Origin of the sequence: Campylobacter concisus (genome assembly GCF_003048985.1) — a bacterium.
GTDB lineage: Bacteria > Campylobacterota > Campylobacteria > Campylobacterales > Campylobacteraceae > Campylobacter_A > Campylobacter_A concisus_AY.
On sequence record NZ_PIRS01000012.1, the window covers coordinates 28771 to 55466 of the forward strand.

Sequence of the window (26696 nt, forward strand, 5' to 3'; positions counted from 1 at the left end):
GTATGAAAATTTTTAAAATTATAGCGGCGATTTTACTTTTAGCAACTAGCCTTTTTGCCCTCTCAAAAGAGCAGATAAAGCCTGAGATAGAGGCAAAGACAACAAAAGTGATTGAAATTTTAAAAAATACAAATTTAGACAACAATGCAAAGACAAAAGAGATTTTTGCTCTGCTTGATCCACTATTTGACTACAAGCAAATGGCAAAGATCAGCCTTGGCAAACGCTACAACAGTCTAAGTGCTGACGAGCAAGCTAAATTTGACGCAGCATTTGAGCAAAAGCTAAAAAGCTCATACATAGACAAACTTTTAGGCTACAAAGACCAACAGATCCACATCACTGGAGAGAGTGAGCCTCAAAAAAATAGATACTGGCTCACATCCGAGCTTCTAAATGACGGCAAAAACTATGAATTTGTCTATAAATTTTACGATGCAAAAGAGCGTGGCTGGCTCATTTACGACCTTGATATCGTTGGTGTGAGCATTATACAAACTTATAGAAGTCAGTTTGGCGACGTGCTAAACAATGGCGATTTTAATACGCTTTTACAAAAACTAAACGAAGCGGTTTTGCCTGATCAAAACAAAACTAATCCTTAATGCGACAAATTTTTAAATTTATCATTGCCAAAAACAAGCTTGTTATCTCGCTTGTGCTAGTTCTAAGCGTAGTTTTTGGCTACCTTAGCACAAAGCTTAGCATCGATGCTTCGGCTGAGACCTTGCTGCTTGAGCATGACCCAGATCTAAAAGCCTATAGGCAGATCGCAAAGCGCTACGACTCGCCAGGGCTTTTAGTGGTCGCTTTTACCCCAAAAGATGATCTTTTTTCACCTAAAAATTTAGAGCTTATTAAAAATTTGAGTGGCGAGCTAGCCAAAAACGATATGGTTAGCAGCGTCATCTCTATCCTAAACGTGCCACTTCTAAATAGCGTAAAAGGTGGCGTTACAGGCATCTTAGATCACACGCCAACGCTAAGTGATAAAGATATAAATATCTCAAAAGCAAAGCTTGAGTTTGCAAAAAGTCCCATTTATAGTGGAAATTTGATAAGCAAAGATCTAAAAACCACAGCGATCGCGCTAAATTTAAAGCAAGATGAGAAATTTAACGAGCTTTTAAATGAGCGAAATTTACTTAGTCAAAAAGAGTCAAACGGCACTATCACGCAGGCTGAAAAAGAGAAATTTAAAGCGCTTTTAGCGGAGTTTAAAGCCTACCGAGATGAGCTTAGAAAGAGCGATCACAAAAACCTTGAAGCCATAAAGGCAGCCATCGCTAAATTTAACGCAAATGACGAGCTGTTTTTGGGCGGCGCAAACATGATCGCTGATGATATGATAGGCTTTATAAAGAGCGATCTTTTGGTTTACGGCCTAAGCGTTTTAGCGCTTCTTAGCTTTAGTTTGTGGCTATTTTTTAGGCAGGTTAGATGGATCGTCTTGCCGATGTTTATCTGCGCGGTAAGTGCCATTTTTACGACCGGGATTTTTGGTATGTTTGGCTGGGAAGTTACGGTCATTAGCTCAAACTACATCGCACTTCAGCTAATTATCACCATCTCAACAGTCATCCACCTAGTCGTTAGCTACCGAGAATTTTACGCAAAACACCCAAAATACAGCCAAAATCAGCTCATCTATCTGACACTTCGTGACAAATTTTCTCCATCTTTTTGGGCGATATTTACAACGGTTATTGGCTTTAGCTCATTAATGAGTGCCGATATAAAGCCAGTTATCATGCTTGGCATTATGATGAGTGCAGGTATCAGCGTTTCACTCGTGCTTGCATTTTTATTATTTGGCTCGGTAAATGCAAATTTAAAGAAGCTTGCCCCTGTTAGGACATTTGAAAACAGCTTTAAATTTACAAAATACTGCGCAAATTTAGCCCTAAACTCAAGAAAGATCATCTACGTGGTTTGCGTGCTAGTCGTCTGCTTTGGCGTTTATGGCATAAGCAAGATAAAGGTTGAAAATAGCTTCATTGGCTACTTTAAAGAGAGTACGCAGATCCGCCAAGGCATGCAGATTATCGACACAAAGCTTGGTGGCACGATCCCAGTTGATGTGATAGTAAAATTTAAAGAGATCGAGCCAAAACAAGAAAAAAGTGATGAAAAAGATGACTTTGAAAGTGAGTTTGAAAACGACGCAAAGAGCGCGAAATACTGGTTTAACAGCTATCACACAAGAGTTGCAGAGAAAATTCACGACCATTTGGCGCAGCAAAAATTTGTAGGCAACGTAAGCTCTCTTGCAACGCTCATAAAGGCGATAAAAGAGCTAAATAACGGCGTAAGTGACGACTTTTTGCTTGCTGCGATGTATGAGAAGCTACCACTTGAGTATAAAAACATCTTGTTAAGTCCTTACGTGAGCGTCGAAAACGACGAGCTTAGATTTAGTTTAAGGATCATCGATAGCGACTCTGAGCTTAGGCGAAATGAGTTTTTGAAAGAGCTTAAGGCTGGGCTTTCCAAGCTTACTAAAAACGATAATGTAAGCATCGAAGTTGTCGGTATGATGGTGCTTTATAACAACATGCTTCAAAATTTACTTAGCTCGCAGGTTGATACATTTGGACTAACGGTTGCGATACTTTTTGTCATATTTTGCTTTGTTTTTAGAAGTATCAAGCTAGCAACCATCGCGATAGTCTCAAATTTGATCCCGCTTTGCACGCTCTTTGGCGTGATGGGATTTTTTGGCATACCGCTTGATGTGATGAGTATTACGATAGCGGCCATTAGTATAGGCATCGGCGTTGATGATATCATCCACTACATCCACCGCTTTAAAGAGGAGCTACTTACAAAGGACGTCTTTGAGAGCATCAAAGCTGCACATGCTAGCATAGGATACGCGATGTATTACACCTCATTTACCATTTTTCTTGGCTTTAGCGTGATGATAACTAGCAACTTTATACCGACAATTTATTTTGGCTTGCTAACTGATCTTGTTATGGTATTTATGCTGCTTGGCGCGCTCATTATCTTGCCAAGTCTGATAGCAAGCTTTGTGAAAAAGCGCGAGGTATAAATTTATTTGATAACTTTGATGAATGAATAGACATCAGCCACGCCGTCAATGTGCTTAGCGTACCAAATGGCGTGCTTTTCTTGCTCGATGCTATCTACCACACCGCTAAAAACAACGTCACAGCCAACGATGCTAACACGCACATTTGTGCCCTCAACGACACTATCTTTGAAGAGATTTTGCTTTAAATTTGCAAGTATGCTCAGGCTATCGCACGGATACTCGCTCTTTTTTACCCTAAGATAGGTGTAAATTTTTCGCACTCCGTCCGTGCTTTTGGCAAGTTCAACTAGCTTACCTTCAAACTCTTTGCTATCAACAAGCCCTATGAGATAGGCGTCGCCATAAAAGACCTCTATCTCGATGTCGATGTTGCTAAGTCCTTTTGAAAACAAAATTTTGCTTTGTAGCTTGCTTTGGATAAATTTATCGCGAGAGATCGAGTAGATGCCGCGTTTATCGCGAGAAATGGAGTATGCGTCATATACATTTAGCGGCGCTGTTGCTGGGGTGAGGACTGAGGAGCAAGAGCAAAAAAATAAGACCAAAAATGCAAAAACGCTAAATTTAGAAATCATAAATCCTTTTGTAATTTCAAAAAGTTTATAGAAAATGGGCTAAAATTTATCTAAATCTGCTAAAATAACACGCACGGAGGATAAAGTAATCTGGTGATGCTCACGGGCTTCAAACCCGATGACTGGGCGGTTGACCGTCTGGTGGGGAGTTCGATTCTCTCATCCTCTCGCCACTTTTACTTCTTTTAATTTCTACTTTTTAAATGATTTTTTGATTTTAGGCGCAGTTAGCTAGTAAATTTTAAAAATAATTGTGTGATTTAAACAACCATCTTTAAATTTAAAGTTTAAATTTTTATATCCAAAACGTGCGGTTCTTCGCTCTCTTCTTCGCTATCAAGCTCGTCTTCTAAATAATTCTCTTCATCTTTGGCTTTTGCGTTTTGCTCTTCGTTCTCAAACTCGCTCGCCTCTTCTTCACTTTTTTGACGCTCGTGCTCTTTTTCAGGGTCTATTTTGTATGACTCCTCCATCGGACGCACCTCTTTGATCTCCTCGTTTTGCTGGGTGGCTAGCTCAGATGCCATTAGTGCTTGCATGTCAAAGCGTGCTTGCTGGTTTGCATGCACCTGCGAGACGACTGGGGCGTTTTGGTTGATGAAGTTGCTGTTTCCTAAAGGTGTTACCGCCATTTTTAGCCTTTATTTATGATGATCGTTTTGTAGTTTGTGTAAGTGACATTTGCGCCATTTTCACGCCTTAAATTTTCACGTTTAGTGTAATCCACCTCGTATCTGCCAGCTCCTTTTACGCTAAATTCCACGCAAAATTTAGCAGCCATTTCTAGCACGTCTTCTGGCACTTTGCTCTTGTTTGTCTTGATGATGACATGAGCGCTTGGGGCGTCTTTTAGATGAAGCCAGATGTCATCTTTTTTGGCGAGATCAAGCAAATTTATATTGCCTTTTTCATTTCTGCCAACTAAAATTTTAAACTCTCTAACGTAAAAAATTTCAGCATTTTCGCTCACATCTTTTATCTGTCTCTCTCTTTGTTTTGCTTTGTTTTTTGGGCTTAAAATTTCAAGCTCGTAAGCACTTTTTGCCTCTTTTAAAAGCGACTTTAGTCCTTCTAAAAACTCGATCTTTTCACTTAAATTTCTCTTTTCTATCTCCACACCAAGGGCTTTTGCACGTAGCTTTTTTGATCTTGAGTAAAATTCATTTGCACTATTTTTTGGCGTGTCACTAAGAGTTAGTTTTATCTCGTTGCCGTTAAAATCTTTAAGAGAAATTTCTCTCTCATAGCCCTTAAAATTTGCCAAATTTGCAAGCAAAAGTGTGCCGTAGTTTGCAAACTCCTCGCTCTTTTTCATAAGCTCATCTTTATCTTCAAGCGAGTTTAAAATTTCACTCATGCTATCTATCTTTTTTTGCACGCTAGCAAGCTTTGCCTCTTTCAAGCTAGCTATCCTAGACTCGTTTATCCTAGCTGCTTCGCTTCTAAAAAATGCCTCAAAGTCAGTTATCGGCTCGCACGGCTTTTCTTTTATAGCGATGGCTGGCAGTTCTTTTAAGACCTCGCCAGTTTCTATCTTGCGGTAGCTATTGTCGATATGCCTTAGCGCCTCGATGATGACGTTATTTTCATCAGTTATCACGGCGTTTGTAAAGCGGCCTGTAAATTCAAGATAAAGGATGAAATTTTCGCTTTTATATGAGCCACTTTGCGTGCAGGTAAATTTTAAAATTCTATTGTCTTTTAGGCACTCGACGCTTTTTATATGCGAGGCGTTAAAGCGCTTTTTTAGGACATTATCAAAGGGTGCTTGATAAATTTTCGCCTCTTTTAGCTCATCATCTTTATAGATTGCTGAGTTTGACTTATTTAGATCAAAAATAATCTTTTCACCGCTAAATTCGATAAGTATAGCCATGTCGCTTACGCGCTTTGCTTGGCTTATCTTTTTAAATTTTGATAGATAACTTGCTATTTGAACTAAATGTGCGTACTTCATGCGGGGATTATATCAGAAATGTTGCAAAAATGTTTTAACAAAGAGTCCTAGCTGGCTTGCTAGGACCAAAATCTCTAAAATTTGTTTTTAGCGACCTCTTTTACTATGTGATCAGCTATCTCATCAACCTCATTTGTGGCTTTGTTTGTTTGGTTTGCCACTTCAAGATTTTCTTTTGTTAGGTTATCGATGTCGGCAACTAGCGTGTTTATCTGAGAGATCGCTATGGTTTGCTCATTTATCGCCGCACTCATATCATCGATGTTTTGAGTTAGGATATTTGCATTTGCCTCGATCTCACCAAGGCTTTTTTGGGTGCGCTCAGCTAGGCTTCTAACCTCATCAGCCACCACCGCAAAGCCCCTGCCATGCTCACCCGCACGTGCTGCTTCTATTGCTGCGTTAAGGGCTAGTAAATTTGTCTGATCAGCGATGTCGTGGATGATGGTGATGATATTTTTTATCTCCTCAGACTGCCTTTTGACATCATCAGATCTTGCATTTACCTGCCTCATAGACGCACTCATCTGCTCAACCGCAGCCGCACCCTCAGAGAGCGATGTGGCACTCTTGTTTGCTTTAGTCGTTAGCTCTTGCATGTAGCCTTTTAGCGCTTTTGCGCGGTCTTCTAGCAGTTTTGCGACATCTTCATTATTTTTTAGCATCTGCGCGATCTTATCGCCAAGTGCGTCGATGCCTTTTGCGATGACGCCTTCGTCGTTTATCCTAGCGGTAAAGTCGTTTTTAAAGTAAATTTCTAGCGCCTTTAAGATATCGTGCTCATTTGAAGCGATATTTGTCTTTAGTGAGTCACGTAGATCGCCAAATGCCTCTTTTAGTTTTAGCAGAGCTTGGCTATTTGTCGTCGCTTCAAGCGTCGCTCTAAAGTCGCCACCTTTTATCTTGCTTACAAATTCTTGCGTTTTGGCTAAAAACTCGCGCTCGCTATTTAAATTCTCTTTTGTACTCTCTATATTTTCGTTGATGATGCTAGCCATAACGCCTAGCTCGTCGCTGCTTTTTAGCTTGATAGGATCGACATTTGAAGTTTTGTTGTTTATAAATTTAAAGACTTCGATTAGCCCGTTTTGTATCGTTAAAACTGGCCTTAAGAAGTATCTAACGACCACGATGATGGCGATGATGACTGAGATCAAAAACAGACTAAACATCAAAATTTGCTTATTTGAAGCGCTTTTTATTTCAGCCACAAACTCATCAGCGTCAGCCACTATACAGACGTTCCAGCCTGTTAGCTTTTGTTTTTGGCAGTAGATGACGTTTCTCATGCCGTTATAGAAAAATAGCGAGACCTTGTCACCATCTATGCTGTTTTTCATATTTTCTTTGATGAGATTTTTGTAGGTTTCATCTTCTTTTGAGACCAAATTTATATCAGGATGAACTATCACTTTGCCGTTATCATCGGCGATCATGATGTTTGAAGTTTTGGTTGTTTTTATCTCTAAAAGCTCTTCGCTAAGGCCGTTTAAGAAGATATTTGCGCCAATTACTGCTACAAGCTTGTGGTTGCTATCAAAGATAGGAGCGTAGGCCGTGATGGTTAAATTCTTTGTCGTGACATCTATGTATGGCTCTGAAAATCCAGGCTTGCCGCTGCTGCTAGCACCTTGAAACCAAGCCCTCGTGCGACCATCAAAATTTGGTATCAAAAATGGCTGATTGTTTTTCAAAAGATCAGTCTTTATGACGTTGCCGTTATCTGCATAGCCCACAAATAGCGCGTCAAATGGCGAAATGACAAACGCACCCTTTAGTGCCTCGGCCATATCGTCCCTGCTGGCGTAGGTCTTTTTATCCTCTAGCTCTTTTGCGAAGGTTTGCACCATGTGAAGTCTTAACTTTAAAAACTCATCGACAAAATACATCGTCGATTTTAGCCCAGTTTTACGCACATTGTTATAGGACTGAATTTTTTCCGATTTGGAATTTGAGTAGTTTATGCTAAAAAATATGCCTATGCCTATTAGCATCCAAGCTGTCAGCAAAAAGGCTATCTTGTTAGACAAGCTAGAAAAAAGTCTTTTCATCTTAAATCCTTTTAAAATTTTCGGCGTATTTTATAATAAAAGTTAAACAATATCTCTTAATTTTTATTTTTAAGAAAAAATGGCAAAAAGTAGCTAAATAACGCTTGTTATGATAAATTTTGCTAAATTTTATTAATTTAATTATCCAAAGTAATAAATATAGTATTTTAGGGACCTATAATGAAATTTAAGGCTAAATTTGACATTGAATTTATTTTAATTGCTTAAATTATAATTTTAAAATATATAAAAAAGAAAATGCTATCTTGCAAATCTTATCTGTCCAAATTTTTAGCATAAATTTTTTGTCAAATTTATGGTGACGTAAAGCGCTGGCTAAATATCTTTTTATACAAATTTCGTTAAAATCGCCTCAAAATTTAAAGGAAATTTATGAAACAAACTATCACAGAAAAAATATTTTCAGATCACGTTGGCAAAGAGGTAAGCGCAGGAGAGATCATCGAGAGCAAGATCGATATGATCATAGGCAACGACATCACGACGCCTATCTCGATCAAGCAGTTTGAACGAAGCGGCGCTAAAAAGCTAGCTAACCCAGACGGCTTTGCCATCGTGATGGATCACTACATCCCGACAAAGGATATCCTAAGCGCAAATCAAGCCAAAATTTCACGCGAATTTGCCTACAAACACGACCTTAAAAACTATTTTGACGAAAAAGATATGGGCATCGAGCACGCGATTTTGCCTGAAAAAGGGCTAGTCATCCCAGGCGACGTCATCATCGGCGCAGACAGCCACACCTGTACGCACGGCGCTCTTGGAGCATTTAGCACCGGCATGGGTAGCACCGACCTAGCTTATGCGATGATCACTGGCAAAAACTGGTTTAAAGTGCCTGAGAGCATCAAAGTCGTCTTTAAAGGCAAGCTTGATAAGCACGTCTACGGCAAGGACCTCATCCTTGAGATCATCCGACAAATAGGCGTTGATGGCGCACTTTACAAGGCGCTTGAGTTTAGCGGTGATGTGATAGATGGCCTTAGCATGGATAATAGATTTTCAATGTGTAACATGGCGATCGAAGCTGGTGCAAAGAGTGGTATCATTGCGGTTGATGAGATCACAAAAGAGTTTTTAAAAGATAAAAATTTGCGCGATAAACCAAAATTTTTCTACTCAGACGAGGGCGCAAAATACGACAAAATTTTAGAGATCGATGTCACAAACCTTGATCCAGTCATCGCATATCCATTTTTGCCAAGCAACGGCAAGAGCGTAAGACAGGCGGTTCGCGACGATCTAGCTATCGATCAAGCATTTATCGGCTCATGCACAAATGGCCGTCTAAGCGACCTTCGCATAGCAGCGCAGATCCTAAAAGGCAAAAAAGTAGCTCGCAAAACAAGGCTCATCATCACTCCAGCGACGCAAAAGATCGCAAGAGCTGCTGAAAAAGAGGGGCTTATCGACATTTTCATAGAAGCTGGCGCAGTTGTGAGCAACCCAACATGTGGTGCTTGTCTTGGCGGATATATGGGCATTTTAGGTGCAAATGAGCGCTGTATCTCAACGACAAATAGAAATTTCGTCGGTCGTATGGGCGATAGAACGAGCGAAATTTATCTGGCTAACTCGGCGGTTGTGGCGGCCTCAGCGATAGCTGGTAAAATCGCCGATCCAAGGGACTTATAGGCGTTAGCTTTTAAGTATCTTTGAATGAGTTAGAAATTTTCACACTTCGATAAACTACGTTGTTTTATCTTGTGTGAAAATTTCGTCACAACATCCAAATCTATCTTAAAATCTTGCCGCTAAATTTTAAAATAAAATTCGACCTAGTAATCGACATATTCTTACATTAATATTGAGAGGAAATTTCTAAAAATTTTAAACTCATCTCACGATACTTTGCCTTACGTTTTGACAAAATTTGACTATTTTTTATTTAGCATCTAATTTTATTTGTGAAATATCAAAGAAATTTGAAGAGTTTGTATAAAATAAATTTAACCCCGACAAATCCAGCTATTTTTGCAAATTTACCGGTTTTTAGCGCATTAAAACGCTGTTATAGTTGCCAAAAGTCCAAAGATTATGCCTGGTAGGTTTGCAGCAGCTAGCGGATAGTCTTTTTTAGCTTTTAGTAGGCCGTAACTTGTCCAGATCGTGCAGTTTAGCGCAGCAGCTAGTGGCTGTATATAAGGTGTTTTGTTGCCATCAAGGTTGCCCATTATCTGTGGTATGTATGAAAAATACATAACAACCGATAAGCATGTGCCTATCCAACCTAAAATTTGTAAATTTCTTTCACTCATGTGATCTCCTTTAAAAGTAAGCCATTATATTATTCTTAGCTTTATGATTAGCGTGGTAAAAAAATTAATTTTATCTGCAGTAAAATGCTCTTTTTTTGCAAATTTAAGGGCAAAGCTTTGCTAAGTGATAATAAATTTAAAACAAGATGAGTTAGAAAATTTGGTTATACTTTTGTAATTTTTAAAATTTAAAAGGATAAAAGATGCAAACTTGCGTCATTTTAGCAGGCGGCAAGAGCTCGCGCATGGGTCAGGATAAGACCTTGCTGCCATTTTGGGGTTTTGAAACGCTTACGCACTATGAGGTCTCTAAATTTAGCAAAGTCTTTGATGAGGTTTTTGTAAGCTCCAAATTTGATAAATTTAGCCCGCCACTAAAGCTCATAAAAGATGTGAGCAGCGAGGAGTATTCGCCGATGCTAGCGCTTTATTCTGTGCTAAAAAGCTTTGATCATAGCGTCTTTATCATCCCAGCTGATATGCCATTTTTTGAGCCTTCCAGCCTTGATGAGCTAGCTAAATTTAAAGATGAATTTGACATGGTCGTAGCTGGCGATGATGAGCATATCCATTCGCTTTGTGGCTTTTTTAGCCCAAGCTTAGCCCCGTTTGCGCATGAGCTTTACCAAAAAAATGAGCACAAAATCGGACTTTTACGAAAAAGCTGCAAGTGCAAGATAGTAAATTTTGAGGACAAAGAGCAGTTTTTTAACGTAAATTTCCCAGAAGAATACAAAATAGCAAATGAAAAGATGAAAAATGAGTAAATTTATACTGCTTTTAAGCTTTAGTCTTACATTTTTGATGGCTAGCAGGACGGATGATTTTAAAAGGGCGCAAGAGCTTGAGCAAAGTGGCGATATAAAGGCTGCGATGCAAATTTATAAAGAGCTAGCCAAAAGCTCTTTAAGCGAGCAAGAAGTGGCGCAAAATGTGCAAGCAAACGAGCCAGCACCAAGTGATGCGAAGCTAAAGCAAGCTGATCTTTTAAGAGATAAAAGCGATAAAAATTTACAAAACGCACTTGGTATCGAGCTTTATAAATTTAACTACCTTTTGCCAGTAACTTACGCTAAAACTATCCCAGATGACGGGCGAAAGAGCGTTGAGACGAAGTTTCAAATAAGCCTTGCAAAGCCGCTATTTTACGACATTTTTGGTCTTAGAGAGAGCCTTGTGGCTGCTTATACGCAGACCTCTTGGTGGCAGATAACAAAAACTTCAGCTCCGTTTCGTGAGACAAACTATCAGCCTGAAATTTTCTTAAATTTCGCCTCTCCAAAATACCTAGAGCAAATAGGCGTGAAAAACCTAAAATTTGGACTTTTGCATGAGTCAAACGGACGAGATGGCACCAACTCAAGGAGCTGGAACAGAGCCTACGTGCAAGGCGATCTTGTCTATGGAGATTTAACCATTTCGCCAAGAGTTTGGAGCGTGATCGGCGAAAAGAACGACAATAAAGAAATTTTAAACTACATCGGACACGGAGATCTAAGGCTTAGTTACAAGCTAAATGACCAAATTTTTAGCCTAATGCTAAGAAATAACTTACATTTTGATAAAACAAATAAAGGTGCAGCTGAAATTTCATATATGTTTCCGATATTTTCAAGCGGTGTTTATGGCTACTTGCAGTATTTTACAGGATACGGCGAGAGTTTGATTGACTATGATAGGCACACTGACAAGGTTGGTCTTGGCTTTGTTATTTTAAAATAGCCTTAAAAATTTAATATTATAAAGTGGCTAAATTTGGGCAGATGAAGTAAATTTTAGATAAATAACGAAAAAAATTTAACTAATAGAAAAACTTAAAAATATTAGAAAAAATATAAGCAAATTTTGCTAAAATCACTGACAAAATCTCACAATAAAGGAGTTTTCATGAGCGGTATAGCTTTGATTGTCTGTTTTGTTATAGCAATCATCCTTATGATCCTTATGATCTCAAAGTTCAAGGTGCATCCATTTTTGGCACTTATGAGTATATCTTTGGTGCTAGCAGTAGTCGCAGGTATCGATCTATCCAAGATCCCAGCGATGATAGGCGTTGGCTTTAGTGGCACATTTAAGAGCATCGGCATCGTCATCATCTTTGGAACGATCATCGGCACAGTGCTTGAAAAAACGGGAGCTGCGCTAAAGCTAGCAGACATGGTCGTTAAACTAGTCGGACAAAGACGCCCTGAGCTTGCCATGCTTATAATGGGCTGGGTTGTTGGCATCCCTGTGTTTTGCGATAGCGGTTTTGTCGTTTTAAACTCTATCCGCGAGGCACTTTATAAGAAAATTTCAGCAAGCCCAGTTGCTATGTCAGTAGCACTTAGTGGCGGTCTATATGCTTCTCACGTCTTCATCCCACCAACTCCTGGCCCGATAGCTGCTGCTGGCACGCTTGGTCTTGGAGGAAATTTACTTCTTGTCATCATCATGGGTACAGTAGTTTCGGTGCCTGTTTTGGTAGCTGTTTATTTCTTTTCAAAAAGTATCGCTAAAAGCGTAACTATCAGCGACAAAGAGGCTGACGCTACGATAACAGCTAGCTACGAGGAGCTTTTAAAGAAATTTGGCAAATTGCCTTGCGGATTTTTAAGCCTTGCTCCTATCATCATGCCTATCATCTTCATGGCGGTTGGCTCTGTGATCGACGTTCTAGCAAAACAAGGCATGCTTGATAAAGCTGCGCTCTTGCCAAAGATATTTTTATTTTTAGGTAACCCTATCATCGCCCTTGCGATCGGCGTGATCTTTTGCGTATTTTTACTAGCTGAAACTAAAAAGATGAGAGAATTTGACCATATAACAAACGAGTCATTAAAGATCGCTGGTCCTATACTCTTTATCACCGCAGCTGGTGGCGTCTTGGGTAACGTCATCACCGAGGCTGGATTTGTAAATTTCATAAAAGAAAATGCCTCAACTATAAAAGCGATAGGAATTTTCTTCCCATTCATCATCTCAGCTGTGCTAAAAACTGCTCAAGGAAGCTCGACTGTGGCTATCATCACGACAGCCTCTATCATGGGCGCATTTAGCGCTGACAACTCGCTCATGCACACACTTGGCTTTACGAGCGAAATTTCAGCCGCACTTTGTGTCATGGCGATAGCATCAGGTGCTATGTGCGTATCTCACGCAAACGACAGCTACTTCTGGGTCGTGACAAACTTTAGTAAGATGACCGCAGATCAAGGCTACCGCACGCAAACAGCGATGACATTTATCATGGGCGTTGTTGGAATGATCAGCGTTTATATTTTATCTTTGGTGCTTTTATGAGAATTTTGGTTGCGATAGATTCATTAAAAGGCTCGCTAAGCTCACTTGAAGCGGGCCTTGCTATAAAAGAAGCCCTTGAAGACTTTTGCGACGTCGTAGTAAAGCCAGTAGCTGACGGCGGTGAGGGCAGCGTGGAGGCTATGGCTGATGCACTTGATGCTAAATTTATAGATACCATCGTTAAAAACCCGCTTGGTACTGAAATTTTAGCTAGATATGCTCTAAAAGATGATCTTGCCATACTTGAGATGTCAAGTGCTTCTGGCCTTACTCTTATAAATACTAGTGAGCGCAATCCTATGAAAACTAGCACATTTGGCTTTGGTCAGATGATAAAAGATGCCATTAGTAAGGGTGCTAGGAAATTTATCATAGGCATCGGCGGAAGTGCTACAAATGATGCTGGCATAGGTATGCTAAGCGCTCTTGGCTTTAAATTTTATGATAAAAACGGCTCTTTGCTTGAGGGTAAAGGTGAATATCTAGCTCAAATTTGCGACTTTTCAGATGAAGAGGCTATAAAAGAGCTAAAAGAGTGTGAATTTTTAATCGCCTGTGACGTGGATAATCCACTTTACGGACAAAAGGGTGCAGCCTACGTCTATGCCCCACAAAAGGGGGCAAATGGCCGCATGGTAAAGCAGCTTGATGATGGACTAAAGCACTTTGCAGGGCTTGTAAAAGAGAAAAATGGCACTAAATTTCACACGCAAAAGGGCGCTGGTGCAGCTGGCGGACTTGGCTTTGCTTTTGTGGCATTTTTGGGTGCAAAGCTCAAGCCTGGCATCGAGATCATCACGCAGACAATAGCACTTGAAGATGAGATCAAAAAGGCCGATCTTGTCATCACTGGCGAGGGCCGCATGGACTTTCAAAGCATCATGGGCAAGACCCCAACAGGCGTAGCAAAGCTAGCCAAAAGACATCATAAGCCAGTCATCGCGCTTGCTGGAAGCGTGCAAAGGTGCGCCAAAGACTGCCATAAACACGGCATAGATGCCTATTTTTGCATACTAAATGAGCCAATGAGCCTTGAAGAAGCTATGCGAAAGGATAATGCCATTAGAAATTTAAAGATGACTGCCGAGCAAGTCATCCGCCTTTATATGCTAAACCATAAAGCATAAATTTAAAAAAAGATAGAAGCTAAATTTCTATCTTTTTCTCTCTAAAATTAACTTCAAATTTTACTCATAAAGTGCTACAAACTACAAAGATAAGAAAGATAGGCTAGTTTGATAAATTTGGCGAGTAGAGTAAAATTTGCTTGTCAAATTTATTTTCATGCAGTTTTTGCTCTTGAGGCGTAAATTTATATGCAGTGCAAGCTTTTAGGCTACTTGCAAGCTCAAAAATTCTTGCGTATTTATAGAGTCTCATAGTTAAATTTAATGTTTTAATTTCGTATGGGTTAAATTTAGTATCATCTGAAGCGTGCCAGCTGGTCTTTCAAACAGCGTTTTAAATTTGCATGGGTTAAATTTATTATTGCTAATTTGCTCTACTTTAAGCGCTCTAGTTTGCCAGATCCTCAGCCACTTTGGCGGCGAGTTTTAGCTTGTTGCTATCAAAGTGCGTGTAAATTCGCTAGGTATTTAGGCTAGCATGCCTAAAAGCTTTTTGCACTAGTTTAAGCCTTTTTTGGTTGCAACCAAGAGAAATTTAAAATAGCAGGCTTAAATTTAAATATAAAAACTATAAAAGCTTAAGCACGTATCCATTTTCAGCGGTTTCAAGCTTATATTTATGCATCTTATCAAGCTCTAAAACCACTCTAAAATACTTATCATGCCAGCCGATTATGACGTTTTTAAATGTCTCATTTTCAAGCTTTAAATTTCTAGTTTTAAAGCTTCTTGGAGGTTTTGCAAAGTCAAGTACGATCTTGTTTTTCTCGTAAGCAAAGTGCTTTAAATTTTTAGCTTTTGTGATGATATTTAGCTCTTTTTCATGCGCTAAAAAGCTCACAAATCCCAAGAATTTAACCTCTTTTTCGCTGCTCTTTGTCTCTTGAACAGGCTTTGTAGTAGGCTCAATTTTTACTTCGACTACCTTTTGCTCAGGCTTAGCTGGCTCTTTTGCTTTTTTTGTGCCAAGGTCGATCACTACGACGTTTGGAGTTGGCACATCTGAGGTTTTATTTCTATCTTTGTTTGGAATTTTAGTCTCATTTTTTTCTATTATCACTGGCGTGCTCACCTTTTGAGCTGGCACCTCCGCCATCGTGACTGAGACGTCTAGTTTTTTAGCTGCGACTGGTTCTGGATTTTTCATCTTGCTTATGGCAAATTCATCGTTCCAGTCGATAGTTTTGTTTATATCGGTTAGCCTTTTTTCTTTTATGCTGCCGTCATTTGCTCTATATCTTATGGTGACATCAAGTAGTAGCATCGCATCGCTTGGAAATTTAAACGAGAGCGAGTTGAAGCTGTCATATTTTTCGACGACGTTTGTCGTCATAACGCTTGTGTTTAGCTCGCTAATAGGCATAAATGGGTTTTCTCTGGCGCATAAGCTCGCAGTCAAGATAGATAAAACTAACCAAATTTTCTTCATCGTTCCTACTTTTTATTAGAGTCTGGCTCAAGGCCTTGTAGTTCAAAATAGTCTTTTTGCAGACGTGCATTCATCTTTTTCAAAATTTCCACGTCTTCGCTAAGCCTCTCTTTTTTGCTCTGAAGGCTTAGCATCACATCAAGTGAGCGTTTGCCAAACATCATGTTGCCCACGTAAAAGGCAAACATAGCCACGCAAATGGTGGCTATGACGTAGCGTAATGTCGGCCGAACAAATTTTATGATTTTATGAAATATGCCATCTTCTTTGCCATATTCATCTAAAATTTCGCTCAAATATTATCCCCTAAAAACTCACCCGCCTCAAGCTCGATCTCGAGCAAGCGGTTGTATTTCGCGTTGCGCTCGCTTCTTGAGGTAGCACCCGTCTTTATCTCGCCAGTGTTTAGTGCGACTGCAAAGTCAGCGATAAACGCATCTTCGCTTTCGCCGCTTCTGTGGCTCATTATGCAGCGGTAGCCGTTTCTTTGAGCAAGGCGGACAGTTTGCATAGTTTGCGTGACTGAGCCTATTTGATTTGGCTTGATTAAAATCGCATTTGCGATATTTTTCTCGATGCCTTCGCGTAAAATTTTCTCATTTGTAACAAAAAGGTCGTCGCCAACTAGCTGCACCTTGCTACCAAGCCTTTTTGTAAGCTCGGCCCAGCCGCTCCAGTCATCCTCGCTAAGGCCATCTTCGATAGAGAATATCGGATATTTTTCGCAAAGTTTTTCGTAGTAGCTAATGAGCTCGTCGCTGCTAAATTTCTTGCCTTCAAGCTCGTATTTGCCGTCTTTGTAAAGCTCGCTTGAAGCGACGTCAAGGGCTAGCTTTATCTGGCTGCCTAGTTCATATCCAGCCTCTTTTACAGCTTGTGAGATAAGCTTTAGCGGCTCTTCATTGTCTTTTAAATTTGGAGCAAAGCCACCCTCGTCGCCGACAGCCGTGCTGTGTCCAGCTGCGTTTAGGATAGATTTTAGCTTGTGATAAATTTCAGTTGCAGCTCTTAGCGCCTCGCTAAATGTGCTAAAACCAAATGGCATGATCATAAATTCTTGAAAATCAACGCTATTGTTTGCGTGTGCGCCGCCATTTATGATGTTAAACATCGGCACTGGCAAGATGCTAGCGTTTGCGCCGCCAAGGTAGCGATAAAGCGGGATATTTAAGCTCTTTGCAGCTGCGCGAGCTACCGCCATAGATACGCCAAGGACCGCGTTTGCGCCTAAATTTGAGTAGTTGTGCGTGCCATCAAGCTCAAGCATTTCTTCATCGACTGCTTTTTGGTTGTAGGCATCAAGTCCTATCACTGCTTCTGCGATCTTTTCATTTACATTTGAAACAGCCTTTAAAACGCCTTTGCCAGCATATCTCTCGTCTTTGTCACGAAGCTCTAGCGCCTCACGCTTGCCAGTGCTTGCGCCACTTGGTACGATCGCGCTTGCCTCGGTGCCGTCGCTTAGTCTAACTGTCGCACGAACTGTTGGGTTGCCTCTGCTGTCTAAAACCTCGTGAGCTTCTACATCTTCAATAAATACCATTATTCATCTCCTGCTTCGTTTGTGTCGTCTTCTTCGTCTTTTGCGCCACTGCTTATTAGGTGATCAATCCCCATTGAGCCTTTTATCGCCGCTACTATCTCATCAGAAATTTCTGGGTGCTCTTTTAGGTAGGCTTTGGCGTTTTCTCTACCTTGACCTAGTTTTTCGGCCTTGTAGCTAAACCACGCGCCTGATTTGTCGATGATGTCGAGCTTTACGCCATAGTCGATGATCTCGCCCTCTTTGCTCACACCCTCGCCAAACATGATGTCAAATTCAGCCACTTTAAATGGAGGCGCGACCTTGTTTTTTACGACTTTTGCTTTTGTGCGGTTGCCGATAGGCTCGTCGTTTTGTTTAAGTGTGGCTATCTTTCTTACATCGATCCTTACAGATGAGTAAAATTTAAGCGCATTACCGCCAGTTGTGGTCTCTGGCGTGCCATATCCCATCATACCGATCTTCATACGAATTTGGTTGATGAAGATAACAGTTGTCTTCATCTTGCTTAAAATTCCAGTTAGCTTTCTAAGCGCCTGACTCATTAGTCTTGCTTGCAGGCCAACATGCTGATCGCCCATATCGCCGTCTATCTCGCTCTTTGGAGTAAGAGCTGCGACGCTATCAACTACGATAAGATCGATCGCACCGCTTCTTGCAAGTGTCTCAACGATCTCAAGTGCCTGCTCGCCAAAGTCAGGCTGAGAGACGTAGAGGTTGTCGGTATTTACGCCTAAATTTGAAGCGTATTTTACGTCTAGTGCGTGCTCTGCATCGACAAATGCACAAATTCCGCCAGCTTTTTGCGCTTCAGCGATGATGTGAAGCGTGAGCGTGGTCTTACCAGAGCTCTCTGGTCCGTAGATCTCGATGATCCTGCCTTTTGGAACGCCGCCTATGCCAAGAGCCAGATCAAGCCCTAGCGAGCCAGTCGGTATCGACTCGATAGCCTCAACCTCTTTGTCGCCAAGTCTTAAAAGCGTGCCTTTGCCAAAAGCTTTATCGATCTGCTTTAGCGCAAGCTCGAGCGCCTTTTTCTTGTCCGCTTCGCTCTCTGGGATAGCTATCTTTTTGTCACTATCTTTTTCTTTTGCCATTTTTTACCTTATAGTTGAAATTTGGCTTGATTTTATCTAAAAAGAGATGAATTTTACTTGATTTACTCGCAAATTATAATATTTTCGCCAAGCAGTGCAGCGCTATCAATAAGAGCAAAAAGCTGCTCTTTTTCAAACAAAAATCCATAAATTTGATCTTCGTTTTTTAGTATCGCAAGTTTTAGTGGCTCCACAAGCGAGCTTGCGAAAAGGTTTAAAAAAGTTTCATCGATATGATTTTGCGAAATTTGGGGTTTGGTTTTGAAATTTTCATCTTTTATAAAAGAGAGAAATTCCTCTTGCGAGGTGGATTTATTAAATTTAAAAATTAGTTTTTCTTTTAAGGCCTGGGTTAAAATTTCATCAAATTTAACTAGGTCGATGTGATCTTTTACGCCTAAAATTTTGGCAAAATTTAGCAAGTTTTTATCATAACTAGCCACATTTTTCTCATACTCGCTTTGTGCCTTTTTAGCCCTATAAATGGCGTAAAATCCGATAGCTATAAACAAAAGTGAAAGGGTAAAAACTTCGCTTAAAAACTCACTCATCATCATCCTTATAAAATGCAAACTTCAGTCTTAAGCTCTACGCCAAATTTCTCTAAAACTCTAGCTCTAGCCAAATTTATAAGGCTAGTGGCGTCCTCAAAGCTTGCGTGGTTAAAATTTATCAAAAAATTTGCGTGCTCTTCGCTAAATTTGGCTCCGCCGATAGCGTACCCCTTTAGTCCAACTGCCTCAAGCAACGCCCCTGCAAAGTGCCCTTCAGGATTTACAAAGCAGCTGCCAAAGCTAGCGCCTTTTGGCTGATTTGCCCTTTTTGCGCTTATAGCTTCAGATATGCTCGCGTCAAAGCCGCTAGAAAGCTTAAATTTAGCTCCCAAAATGGCCTCATCTATGCCACTGTGGCGGTAGCTAAAACTTATCTCCTCTTTGCTCACCCAGCCACGAGCCAGACGCACATGTGTGAGGTTGTCGCTTATGCTAAATTTAAGCAGTCCAGCGTTCATTTTTATAAGTCCGCCAAGTGTGCCTGGGATATTTTTTAAAAACTCAAGGTGAGCTATGTTGTTTTGCTTGCAGAAGTTATAAATTTTAGCTGATTTTGTCGCAGCACCTATCTCAAGGCAAATTTTTTCATCACAAATTTCTAAATTTATATTGTCAAAACTCTTACCAAGCATCGCCATTTTTGGGGGATTTGGCGAGATAAGAAGGTTGTTGCCCCCGCCTATCATCACAGCGCCTAAAAAGTGAGGTGAGCTTAGATCTTCAAGGCTATCAACCTCGAAAATTTCATGCACGCCGCCTATCCTAACCGAGGTAAATTTAGAAAAATCAACAAGCCTCGTCACTGGATAAATTCCGGTATAAAATCAAGCATACGAGTGGTAAATTCAACCATCATCGAGATCATCCAAGGCATCAAAAATATGATGACAACGACGACTAGTAAAATTTTTGGCACAAAGCTTAGCGTGGTTTCGTTTATCTGCGTGGTCGCTTGAAAGATGGAGATGATAAGACCTGCTATTAGTCCGCTTAGCAGCATCGGGAGGCTGATATAAAGGGCGATCTTAAAGGTTTCAACTCCAAGTGAGACAAGCGTACTTTGCATCAGCTAAACCTTACTTCGTTGTATTCAGTTGGGATTAGGTAGTCATTTACGTCGATAGCTTTTTCAAAAAAGCCTTTGTCGTAGCCTATTTGATAGAGCTTATTTAGCGCTTTTAACTGCGTTTCATTCATGCTTATTGACTCGTCATTTGCATATAAATTTAGATACGCTTTAAGCTCATCTTTGCCAACTCTGATGAGGTTTCGCTCCATTAGCATGTGAGATAAAAATGGCTTGTGCGAAGTAGCGATCCTAACGGCCTCGCTAAGCACTCTCTCGCACTCGATCGCGTCGGTTATAGGCAGACTTCGTCTAAGCGCCATGCCACCAAGTGGGAGTGGTAAATTTTCGCCATTTAGCTCGCTCCAAATGTCCCAAATTTCACGCTCTACGCAGAGCTGGTCTGAGAAATTTAAGATACTTTCATGTATAAGCACGCCAGCATCGACTTCGCCGCTAAGCACGGCATTTTCGATCTCTAAGAAATTTTTATAAACGATCCTTGCCTCTGGGTAGGCTATGCGAAAGAGTAGGGCGTTTGTCGTGTTTTTGCCAGATAGTGCGACCTTGAAATTTCGCTTTAGCTGCTTATCTTTTAGCTTGATAAGCTTTGGGCCGTATCCATTGCCAAAGCTCACTGCACAGCGCAAAAGTGCAAATTCATCGCAAATTTTAGGATAGAGTGCGAAGCTGATCGCTGTGGCCTCGTAAGTGCCTTTTAGCGCCTCTTCGTTTAGCGTTTCTATATCAAGCGCCTTTGATGTGAAGGCTAAATTTTTACTGCTAACCCAGCCAAATTTGACTGCGGCATACATGAAAATATCGTCAGCGTCCGGCGAGTGAGCGACGTTTATGGTTTTTAGATTGTGCAAAGGTGATCCTTTTTTTGATTACGCCATTTTAATGAAATTTATTTAAAATAAAGTTTTAAGGGCGGTTTTGAAACGATTTTACCAGCTTTGCCTCTTTGAAATTTAGCACGTATTTCACGTCTATGGCGTCTTTAGCGCCATTTCTTCGAGCTTGGAGCGTTGAGTAAAATGGATGCTTAAGTTCTAGCATCTTAATTAGTTTTTGATCGCTATCTTCTTTTTTTATATTTTCAACGATTATTGTCGTTATAAATTTGCCCTCAAACTCGTAAAATGGCCAGACAATCACGCCTGCGTCGCTTGTTTTAAAGTCCGTGATTTTAGAATTTTTAGGGATATTTAGCATGGAGATGATCTTTTTGCGCGAGCTGTCCGTGTTTTGCACTGAGATCACCTTTACAAGCAGGTCTTTTTTGACTCCGATGCCATTTTGGCTAAAGCGATGAACGCCGTCTTCAAGGATGCCAACTTTTTCAAAGGCGTTAGCGTAGTTTGCGGCGGTGCAAGCAGTCAGTAAAAGCGACATAATCGTTAAAATTTTTATAAATTTCATCTTTTCTCCTGAAATTTAACTCTCTTTAGCCTATCTGAAGCGAAATTTTTTCTGCCAAATTTAGCCTCACTTCTGCCGTTTAGCTCGACTAGATCGCCTGTAAAGCCACAAATGTCATTTTTAACAAGATAGCTTCCCACGCCGTAAATATCAACTGGGGTCTTAAATTTCTCAAATTCGCTCATTTTTTGCGGATTAAAACCTGAGCTAACTACGATTTTAACGTGCTTAAAGCCAGCTTTATCAAGCGCCTCTCTTAGGGCAAATATAAGCTCCTTGCAAACGCCGTGCGAATCAAATTTACTCGTATCTTTGCCTTCAAAATACCTATCTATCAAATTTTTACTAGTATCAACCCTAACCGCGCCAAGCCTTTCTTTTAGGGCATTTGCAGCCTTTAGTGCGTCTGTTATCACGTCGTTGTTGTAATCAACCAAGGCCGTGATCTGCTCGTTTTCAAAGGTTTTAGCATAAATTTGGCAAGCCTTCACCACGTCTCCGCCGCACATTTGAATGAGTGCGTGAGGCATGGTGCCACCACCTTTTAGCCCTGTAAGCTCGCCCTGAGCGTCTGTGGCGACCTTTTTTATACCGCCGATAAATGAAGCGTAGCCGTCGCCTGGCTGCGTGCAGATGTCGTCTTGTCTGTCCGCCATGCTAAAGACGTCCTTGCCATTTGCCGCTTTTATCACGTCTCTGGAGTTTGTCGCCACGCAGCTTCTTCTAGTAAGCGTCGCGTCGATGACGTTTTCTAAAAAGCCAAAATCCTCATACTTGCCACTTATCTTTAAAACTGGCTCGTTTGCGTTTATGATATCGCCATCATCAAGCGCGTAAATTTCAAGCTCGCTTGGGTTTTTGGCAAATTTATTGATTATCGCTAAAACCTCGTCGATACCGCAAAGCACGATATCATCACGCCTTTGAAAAAACTGCATCGTCACGTGCTGATCAGGCAGGTTTTGCTTAATTATCTCATTTACTTTTAGAAAGTATTTCGCTGTAAAGTAGCCCTCGCCGATCCTAAGATCTAGCCTAAAAGTCTTATCTGTTAGCCTATCTATCTTGCCTTGCATCTTTAGCTCAAGTTCGTTCATGTCTGTCCTTTTGTTTTTGCGAGATTATACCATTTTGGCAAAATTTGGCGCAGGCAAGAGGGCTAGTAAATTTATGCAAGCAATCTTTATGCCTCAAAAAAGCGTGGCAGCAGCCTTTATCCTAGCGCTCTCGCGAGGGCTTGGCGAGGTTGGCATAACGCTCATTTTAGGTGGCAATATCATAGGCAAAACAGACACCATCTCACTTGCTATCTATAACGCTGTCTATGACGGCAGAAGCGATCAGGCACTCGCTTTAAGCTTTGTTTTAGTTGTGCTTAGTTTTATCTTATTTTTTATTATAAATTTGCTAGAAAAAAGTAGAATTTAGCACAAATTTTATGCTAGCTAAAAATTAAATTTATTTAAATTTCGCTACAATTAGGGGCTTATATAAAAATTTAGGAGAATTTTCTATGAAAAAAGAAGATATAAAAGAGCTTATCGAATTTTTTAATGGTATGGAGATGAATCATATCAAGATAAAAAGTGGTGATTTTGAGGTCGAGGTAGAGAAATTTGCTGATTATTGCGCGCCTGCAAAGCCAGCGGCACAAGCAGCAGCTCCAGCGCCAACACCTGTAAATGTTGTCGTTAGCTCAGAGGTAAAACCATCTGCAAATTCGCCAAAAGATAGCATAAAATCTCCTATGGTAGGTACTTTCTACGCTGCTCCAAGCCCAGGTGCTGCTCCATTTGTAAAAGTAGGTCAAAGAGTGAGAAAAGGCGATGTGGTGGGCATCATCGAAGCTATGAAGATCATGAACGAGATCGAGGCTGAATTTGACTGCCAGATCACTGAGATGCTAGTCTCTGACGGACAGCCAGTTGAGTTTGGATTGCCGTTATTTGGCGTGGAGAAAAATTAATGGAATTAAAAAGAATTTTAATAGCAAACCGCGGTGAGATCGCTCTTCGTGCTTTGCGAACGATAAAGGAGATGGGTAAAGAAGCCGTTGTAGTTTACTCAACCGCTGACAAAGACGCGCTTTATGTAAAATACGCCGACGTGGCTATTTGCATCGGTAAAGAGCGCTCAAGCGACAGCTATCTAAACATCCCAGCTATAATAAGTGCAGCTGAGATCAGCGAAGCAGACGCTATCTTCCCAGGTTATGGCTTTTTAAGTGAAAATCAAAATTTTGTTGAAATTTGCTCACACCACAAGATCAAATTCATTGGACCAAGCGTTGCTGCGATGGCTTTGATGAGCGACAAGAGCAAGGCAAAACAGGTCATGCAAAGAGCTGGCGTGCCAGTCATCCCTGGCTCAGACGGCGCTGTGGCTGATACAAAAGCTGCAAAAGAGCTAGCCAAAAAGATCGGCTATCCAGTCATCTTAAAAGCTGCTGCAGGTGGTGGCGGACGTGGTATGCGCGTGGTTGAAAAAGAGGCTGATTTAGAAAAAGCGTTTTGGTCTGCTGAGAGCGAGGCGATGAGCGCATTTGGCGATGGCACAATGTATATGGAAAAATATATCCTAAATCCACGCCACATCGAGGTTCAAATCATCGGCGATAGCCACGGCAACGTGCTTCACATAGGCGAGCGTGACTGCTCTATGCAGCGCCGTCACCAAAAACTGATCGAAGAGAGCCCAGCTATCTTGCTTGATGAAAAGACAAGAGAGAGGCTACATGAAACTGCCATAAAAGCGGCAAAAGCGATCGGCTACGAGGGAGCAGGTACGTTTGAGTTTTTGGTTGATAAAAATTTAGACTTTTACTTCATCGAGATGAACACAAGGCTCCAAGTCGAGCACACAGTTAGCGAAATGGTAAGCGGACTTGATATCATCGAGCTTATGATAAAAGTGGCTGAGGGCGAAAAGCTACCGTCACAAAAGAGCATCGAGCTAAAAGGCCATGCGATCGAGTGCAGGATCACAGCTGAGGATCCAAACACCTTCACTCCGTGCCCTGGCAAGATCACAAAATATGTCTGCCCAGGCGGCCGCAACGTGAGAATGGATAGCCACATCTACCAAGACTATTCTATACCGCCGTATTATGACAGTATGATCGGTAAGCTCGTAGTTTGGGACACTGATAGAAACAGAGCCATCCACAAGATGAAAGTTGCTCTTGATCAGCTCATAATAAGCGGCATCAAAACAACAAAAGACTTTCACATCGCGATGATGGAAAACAAAGACTTTTTAAGCAACAACTACGATACAAACTATCTTTCAAGACATTAAAACTAAATTTTAAACCATCGTCTTTTTGACTTTGGTTTAAAATTTCTTATTTTATATAAGCCAAATTTTATTTAGATTTAAGAGAAATTTAGTCAGTCTATGACTATTTGCAAAATATAATAAATACTAAAAATTTATCTAAATTTATTAGTAGCAACTAAGTTTTGTGATATTCATACCATTTTTAAAATATGGCGGATAGGGCATAGTCACTGTAAATGGCACCGCTTTTTGCTTTGGTAAATTTTGAGCTACGTCAAATTTATATGCCACAGTGTTTGGCCTCTCGTCTTCATCGCCTCCAAAGACCCATGAGAAAAATGAGATCCCGCTTGGTTTAAATAGCGCCTCACCGCCAAGATCGTTTTTGTTTAGCGGCTGATTAATGAGCTTAATTGTAAGGGTGCATTTGCTAATGGTAAATTTGCCGACATTTCTTACTTGACCTCGAAAGACGATACTTTCATTTCTTAACACTCGCTCGCTCTTTACGCCTTCGACTATGCCTTTTTTGGTGTATTTATCAAGAACTAGCATCAAAAAAATAGCAAGCGTGGTTGAGACCAAAATGTTTGTAAAAAGTAGCGATAAAAATAGTTTTCGCTCGGCTCTAAGCGAGAGCACAAGAAATAAAATAGAAAGTAGTGCGATCGCGAAAAGCACGATGATATGAACGATGGTAAAGTAGTTTGAGCTCATCAAAAACACTCCGCTTTTTTGGTGATATTGTAGTCAATGAAGGCAAAGTCATTGACAAATTCTCTTATCTGCTTGCTCTGCTTTGGCAAAAGCACTTCATTTAAAATGATCCTTTTTTTAGCGAAAGGGTTTAGTGAATTTAGAAAATTTCTCGTGCTTTGCTTTGAGCCAAGGTAGAAGCCAAGTTCGATTTTGCAAATGTTTAATGTGTAGTTTGAATTATTTGTGATGTTAAAATCAACCATCAACGCATCTACATATTGAAGCTGTTTTGTGTTAATTTTGCTTATGCTAACTGGTCTTAGATTTTCATTTATATATTTGTTTGCGTAGTAGTTGCCTGCAAAAAGTCCCAAAAAACCAGCTAGGATAAATAAAAATCCTATCTGCCACCATGATTTTATCGCGACGAAAATTCCTAAAAGCACGATAAATATAAAGGCCAAAAACACCCAACCATAAGCTAAAAAGTCGATAAGTTTGGCGTTTTGAAGTATGAAAAGTATGTTATGCTTGATGCTATTTAACATCTCGCGATCTTTTTTCTTCGATACCACTCATGCCAAAACGCCTTGCAAGCTCGTTTTTGACGGCATCTGGATGTATGTTGTGGGCTGAAAGCGCCACAAGTGCGTGAAAGCAAAGATCAGCTGCTTCATAGATGAGGTCATTTTTTGCCTTTTGCTCATCTTGTTTTATCTGCTTGGCAAAACTAAGCTCTTTTGCCGCCATGACAAGCTCTGTAGCCTCTTCGCCAACTTTTTTTAGAATTTGATTTTCGCCCTTTTTAAAAAGACTTGCCACGTATGAAGTTTGCGGATCAGCATTTAGCTTTCTATCTTCTATAACGTGATAAAGCTCGTCAATGACGCTGTAACTTGGCTTTTTAACCTCGCATTTTTGATCAGAAATTTCTAAATTTTCTAAATTTATCTCGTTAAAAAAGCAAGACCTTGCCCCAGTGTGACAAGCAGCGCCTCCATTTTGAACGACTTTTAAAAGCAAAGTGTCGTTGTCGCAGTCTAAAAACGCAGCCTTGATCTCTTGCGTGTTGCCACTCTCTTCGCCTTTTTTCCAAATTCTATTTTTAGTGCGTGAAAAGTAGTGAGCGTAGCGGCTAGATAGACTTAAATTTAGTGCTTCTTCGTTCATATAAGCAAGCATCAAAACCTCGTTTGTAGCGTGATCGCAAACCACCACCGGGAGCAATCCACCAACTTTTTGCCAGTCTATACTTTTTGCTACGCTATTCAT

Annotated in this window: 29 protein-coding genes, 1 tRNA gene and 2 pseudogenes; 11 read left to right on the forward strand and 21 right to left on the reverse strand. The window is 40.6% G+C overall.

Annotated features, from left to right (window positions below; genetic code table 11):
• The first annotated feature begins 2 nt into the window (after positions 1–2).
• Positions 3–605, forward strand: a complete 603-nt coding sequence (locus tag CVS91_RS08295) for an ABC transporter substrate-binding protein (protein ID WP_107831525.1) — start codon at positions 3–5, stop codon at positions 603–605.
• Entirely contained in the window at positions 605–3055 is a 2451-nt protein-coding gene (locus tag CVS91_RS08300) for an efflux RND transporter permease subunit (protein WP_107831527.1), read from the forward strand. Before CVS91_RS08295 ends, CVS91_RS08300 begins: the two co-directional genes overlap by 1 nt.
• A gap of 2 nt (positions 3056–3057) precedes the next feature.
• On the opposite strand, the gene CVS91_RS08305 is transcribed toward CVS91_RS08300, so the two are convergent.
• The gene (locus tag CVS91_RS08305) at positions 3058–3633 is read right to left on the reverse strand and encodes a BON domain-containing protein (protein ID WP_107831529.1); all 576 of its coding nucleotides are present in this window, start codon (positions 3631–3633) and stop codon (positions 3058–3060) included.
• Between the two features lie 75 nt (positions 3634–3708).
• Here CVS91_RS08305 and CVS91_RS10220 point away from each other — a divergent pair.
• Positions 3709–3806 (forward strand) — tRNA-Sec (locus tag CVS91_RS10220).
• A 114-nt stretch (positions 3807–3920) separates the two neighbouring features.
• Here the strand turns inward: CVS91_RS10220 and CVS91_RS08310 are convergent.
• From CVS91_RS08310 to CVS91_RS10725, 4 genes and pseudogenes are all read right to left on the reverse strand, one after another.
• Positions 3921–4265: a hypothetical protein gene (locus tag CVS91_RS08310; protein ID WP_103638797.1), complete on the reverse strand. Its 345-nt coding sequence runs from the start codon at positions 4263–4265 to the stop codon at positions 3921–3923.
• 2 nt (positions 4266–4267) lie between these two features.
• Positions 4268–5590 carry an NFACT RNA binding domain-containing protein gene (locus tag CVS91_RS08315; RefSeq protein ID WP_107831531.1) on the reverse strand — a complete coding sequence of 441 codons (1323 nt, stop codon included), beginning with the start codon at positions 5588–5590 and terminating at the stop codon, positions 4268–4270.
• 74 nt (positions 5591–5664) lie between these two features.
• Complete coding sequence (locus CVS91_RS10720; RefSeq protein WP_413784158.1) at positions 5665–6930, reverse strand: methyl-accepting chemotaxis protein; 1266 nt, start codon at positions 6928–6930, stop codon at positions 5665–5667.
• Positions 6931–6942: 12 nt separating this feature from the next.
• A pseudogene (locus CVS91_RS10725) lies at positions 6943–7641 on the reverse strand (cache domain-containing protein); the annotation flags it as partial.
• Between the two features lie 393 nt (positions 7642–8034).
• Here CVS91_RS10725 and leuC point away from each other — a divergent pair.
• Positions 8035–9300 carry a 3-isopropylmalate dehydratase large subunit gene (leuC, locus tag CVS91_RS08325; protein WP_107831535.1) on the forward strand — a complete coding sequence of 422 codons (1266 nt, stop codon included), beginning with the start codon at positions 8035–8037 and terminating at the stop codon, positions 9298–9300.
• Between the two features lie 365 nt (positions 9301–9665).
• On the opposite strand, the gene CVS91_RS08330 is transcribed toward leuC, so the two are convergent.
• Positions 9666–9923 (reverse strand): SemiSWEET family transporter, encoded by a 258-nt coding sequence (locus CVS91_RS08330; RefSeq protein WP_107831537.1) that lies wholly within the window; start codon positions 9921–9923, stop codon positions 9666–9668.
• Between the two features lie 203 nt (positions 9924–10126).
• Here CVS91_RS08330 and CVS91_RS08335 point away from each other — a divergent pair, with 203 nt between their 5' ends.
• The 4 genes from CVS91_RS08335 to CVS91_RS08350 all read left to right on the forward strand — a co-directional run bounded on the left by CVS91_RS08335 (position 10127) and on the right by CVS91_RS08350 (position 14332).
• Complete coding sequence (locus tag CVS91_RS08335; RefSeq protein WP_107831539.1) at positions 10127–10690, forward strand: molybdenum cofactor guanylyltransferase; 564 nt, start codon at positions 10127–10129, stop codon at positions 10688–10690.
• A complete protein-coding gene (locus tag CVS91_RS08340) occupies positions 10683–11645 on the forward strand; it encodes a phospholipase A (RefSeq protein ID WP_107831541.1) in 963 nt (320 codons plus the stop codon). Before CVS91_RS08335 ends, CVS91_RS08340 begins: the two co-directional genes overlap by 8 nt.
• A gap of 165 nt (positions 11646–11810) precedes the next feature.
• Complete coding sequence (locus CVS91_RS08345; protein WP_107831543.1) at positions 11811–13205, forward strand: GntP family permease; 1395 nt, start codon at positions 11811–11813, stop codon at positions 13203–13205.
• Positions 13202–14332: a glycerate kinase gene (locus tag CVS91_RS08350; protein ID WP_107831545.1), complete on the forward strand. Its 1131-nt coding sequence runs from the start codon at positions 13202–13204 to the stop codon at positions 14330–14332. Before CVS91_RS08345 ends, CVS91_RS08350 begins: the two co-directional genes overlap by 4 nt.
• 103 nt (positions 14333–14435) lie before the next feature.
• Here the strand turns inward: CVS91_RS08350 and CVS91_RS10225 are convergent, their stop codons facing one another.
• The 12 genes and pseudogenes from CVS91_RS10225 to CVS91_RS08405 all read right to left on the reverse strand — a co-directional run bounded on the left by CVS91_RS10225 (position 14436) and on the right by CVS91_RS08405 (position 22543).
• Positions 14436–14585 carry a hypothetical protein gene (locus CVS91_RS10225; protein ID WP_159071410.1) on the reverse strand — a complete coding sequence of 50 codons (150 nt, stop codon included), beginning with the start codon at positions 14583–14585 and terminating at the stop codon, positions 14436–14438.
• A 135-nt stretch (positions 14586–14720) separates the two neighbouring features.
• Positions 14721–14849: pseudogene (locus CVS91_RS10515) on the reverse strand (integrase); the annotation flags it as partial.
• Between the two features lie 51 nt (positions 14850–14900).
• Positions 14901–15761 (reverse strand): AMIN domain-containing protein, encoded by an 861-nt coding sequence (locus CVS91_RS08360; RefSeq protein ID WP_107831547.1) that lies wholly within the window; start codon positions 15759–15761, stop codon positions 14901–14903.
• A gap of 5 nt (positions 15762–15766) precedes the next feature.
• Complete coding sequence (locus CVS91_RS10600; RefSeq protein WP_178140078.1) at positions 15767–15949, reverse strand: hypothetical protein; 183 nt, start codon at positions 15947–15949, stop codon at positions 15767–15769.
• 104 nt (positions 15950–16053) lie between these two features.
• Entirely contained in the window at positions 16054–17304 is a 1251-nt protein-coding gene (gene eno / locus CVS91_RS08370) for a phosphopyruvate hydratase (RefSeq protein WP_103638079.1), read from the reverse strand.
• Entirely contained in the window at positions 17304–18401 is a 1098-nt protein-coding gene (recA, locus tag CVS91_RS08375; protein ID WP_107696086.1) for a recombinase RecA, read from the reverse strand. The genes eno and recA overlap by 1 nt, the downstream gene beginning before the upstream one ends.
• 62 nt (positions 18402–18463) lie before the next feature.
• The gene (locus tag CVS91_RS08380) at positions 18464–18952 is read right to left on the reverse strand and encodes an addiction module antitoxin (protein WP_107831549.1); all 489 of its coding nucleotides are present in this window, start codon (positions 18950–18952) and stop codon (positions 18464–18466) included.
• Between the two features lie 8 nt (positions 18953–18960).
• Positions 18961–19758, reverse strand: a complete 798-nt coding sequence (locus CVS91_RS08385; protein ID WP_107831551.1) for a UDP-N-acetylmuramate dehydrogenase — start codon at positions 19756–19758, stop codon at positions 18961–18963.
• On the reverse strand, positions 19755–20024 hold the full coding sequence (fliQ, locus tag CVS91_RS08390; RefSeq protein ID WP_223154231.1) for a flagellar biosynthesis protein FliQ: 270 nt from the start codon (positions 20022–20024) through the stop codon (positions 19755–19757). Before fliQ ends, CVS91_RS08385 begins: the two co-directional genes overlap by 4 nt.
• Positions 20021–20836: an MqnA/MqnD/SBP family protein gene (locus CVS91_RS08395; RefSeq protein ID WP_234398890.1), complete on the reverse strand. Its 816-nt coding sequence runs from the start codon at positions 20834–20836 to the stop codon at positions 20021–20023. The genes fliQ and CVS91_RS08395 overlap by 4 nt, the downstream gene beginning before the upstream one ends.
• A gap of 112 nt (positions 20837–20948) precedes the next feature.
• A complete protein-coding gene (locus CVS91_RS08400; protein ID WP_107831553.1) occupies positions 20949–21446 on the reverse strand; it encodes a chemotaxis protein in 498 nt (165 codons plus the stop codon).
• The gene (locus tag CVS91_RS08405; RefSeq protein WP_107831555.1) at positions 21443–22543 is read right to left on the reverse strand and encodes a nicotinate phosphoribosyltransferase; all 1101 of its coding nucleotides are present in this window, start codon (positions 22541–22543) and stop codon (positions 21443–21445) included. Before CVS91_RS08405 ends, CVS91_RS08400 begins: the two co-directional genes overlap by 4 nt.
• On the opposite strand from CVS91_RS08405, the gene CVS91_RS08410 reads away from it, so the two are divergent.
• From CVS91_RS08410 to CVS91_RS08420, 3 genes are all read left to right on the forward strand, one after another.
• Complete coding sequence (locus tag CVS91_RS08410) at positions 22542–22874, forward strand: hypothetical protein (RefSeq protein ID WP_413784157.1); 333 nt, start codon at positions 22542–22544, stop codon at positions 22872–22874. The two genes, CVS91_RS08405 and CVS91_RS08410, sit on opposite strands and share 2 nt — an antisense overlap.
• An 85-nt stretch (positions 22875–22959) precedes the next feature.
• Positions 22960–23412 (forward strand): acetyl-CoA carboxylase biotin carboxyl carrier protein, encoded by a 453-nt coding sequence (accB, locus tag CVS91_RS08415; RefSeq protein WP_107831557.1) that lies wholly within the window; start codon positions 22960–22962, stop codon positions 23410–23412.
• Positions 23412–24743 carry an acetyl-CoA carboxylase biotin carboxylase subunit gene (locus CVS91_RS08420; RefSeq protein ID WP_004317853.1) on the forward strand — a complete coding sequence of 444 codons (1332 nt, stop codon included), beginning with the start codon at positions 23412–23414 and terminating at the stop codon, positions 24741–24743. Before accB ends, CVS91_RS08420 begins: the two co-directional genes overlap by 1 nt.
• Positions 24744–24890: 147 nt before the next feature.
• On the opposite strand, the gene CVS91_RS08425 is transcribed toward CVS91_RS08420, so the two are convergent.
• The 3 genes from CVS91_RS08425 to hisIE are packed head-to-tail and all read right to left on the reverse strand — an operon-like array spanning position 24891 to position 26696.
• Positions 24891–25442 carry a DUF2393 family protein gene (locus tag CVS91_RS08425; protein ID WP_021088134.1) on the reverse strand — a complete coding sequence of 184 codons (552 nt, stop codon included), beginning with the start codon at positions 25440–25442 and terminating at the stop codon, positions 24891–24893.
• Positions 25442–25972: a DUF2393 family protein gene (locus CVS91_RS08430; protein ID WP_103617299.1), complete on the reverse strand. Its 531-nt coding sequence runs from the start codon at positions 25970–25972 to the stop codon at positions 25442–25444. The genes CVS91_RS08425 and CVS91_RS08430 overlap by 1 nt, the downstream gene beginning before the upstream one ends.
• Entirely contained in the window at positions 25962–26696 is a 735-nt protein-coding gene (gene hisIE / locus CVS91_RS08435; RefSeq protein WP_107831559.1) for a bifunctional phosphoribosyl-AMP cyclohydrolase/phosphoribosyl-ATP diphosphatase HisIE, read from the reverse strand. Before hisIE ends, CVS91_RS08430 begins: the two co-directional genes overlap by 11 nt.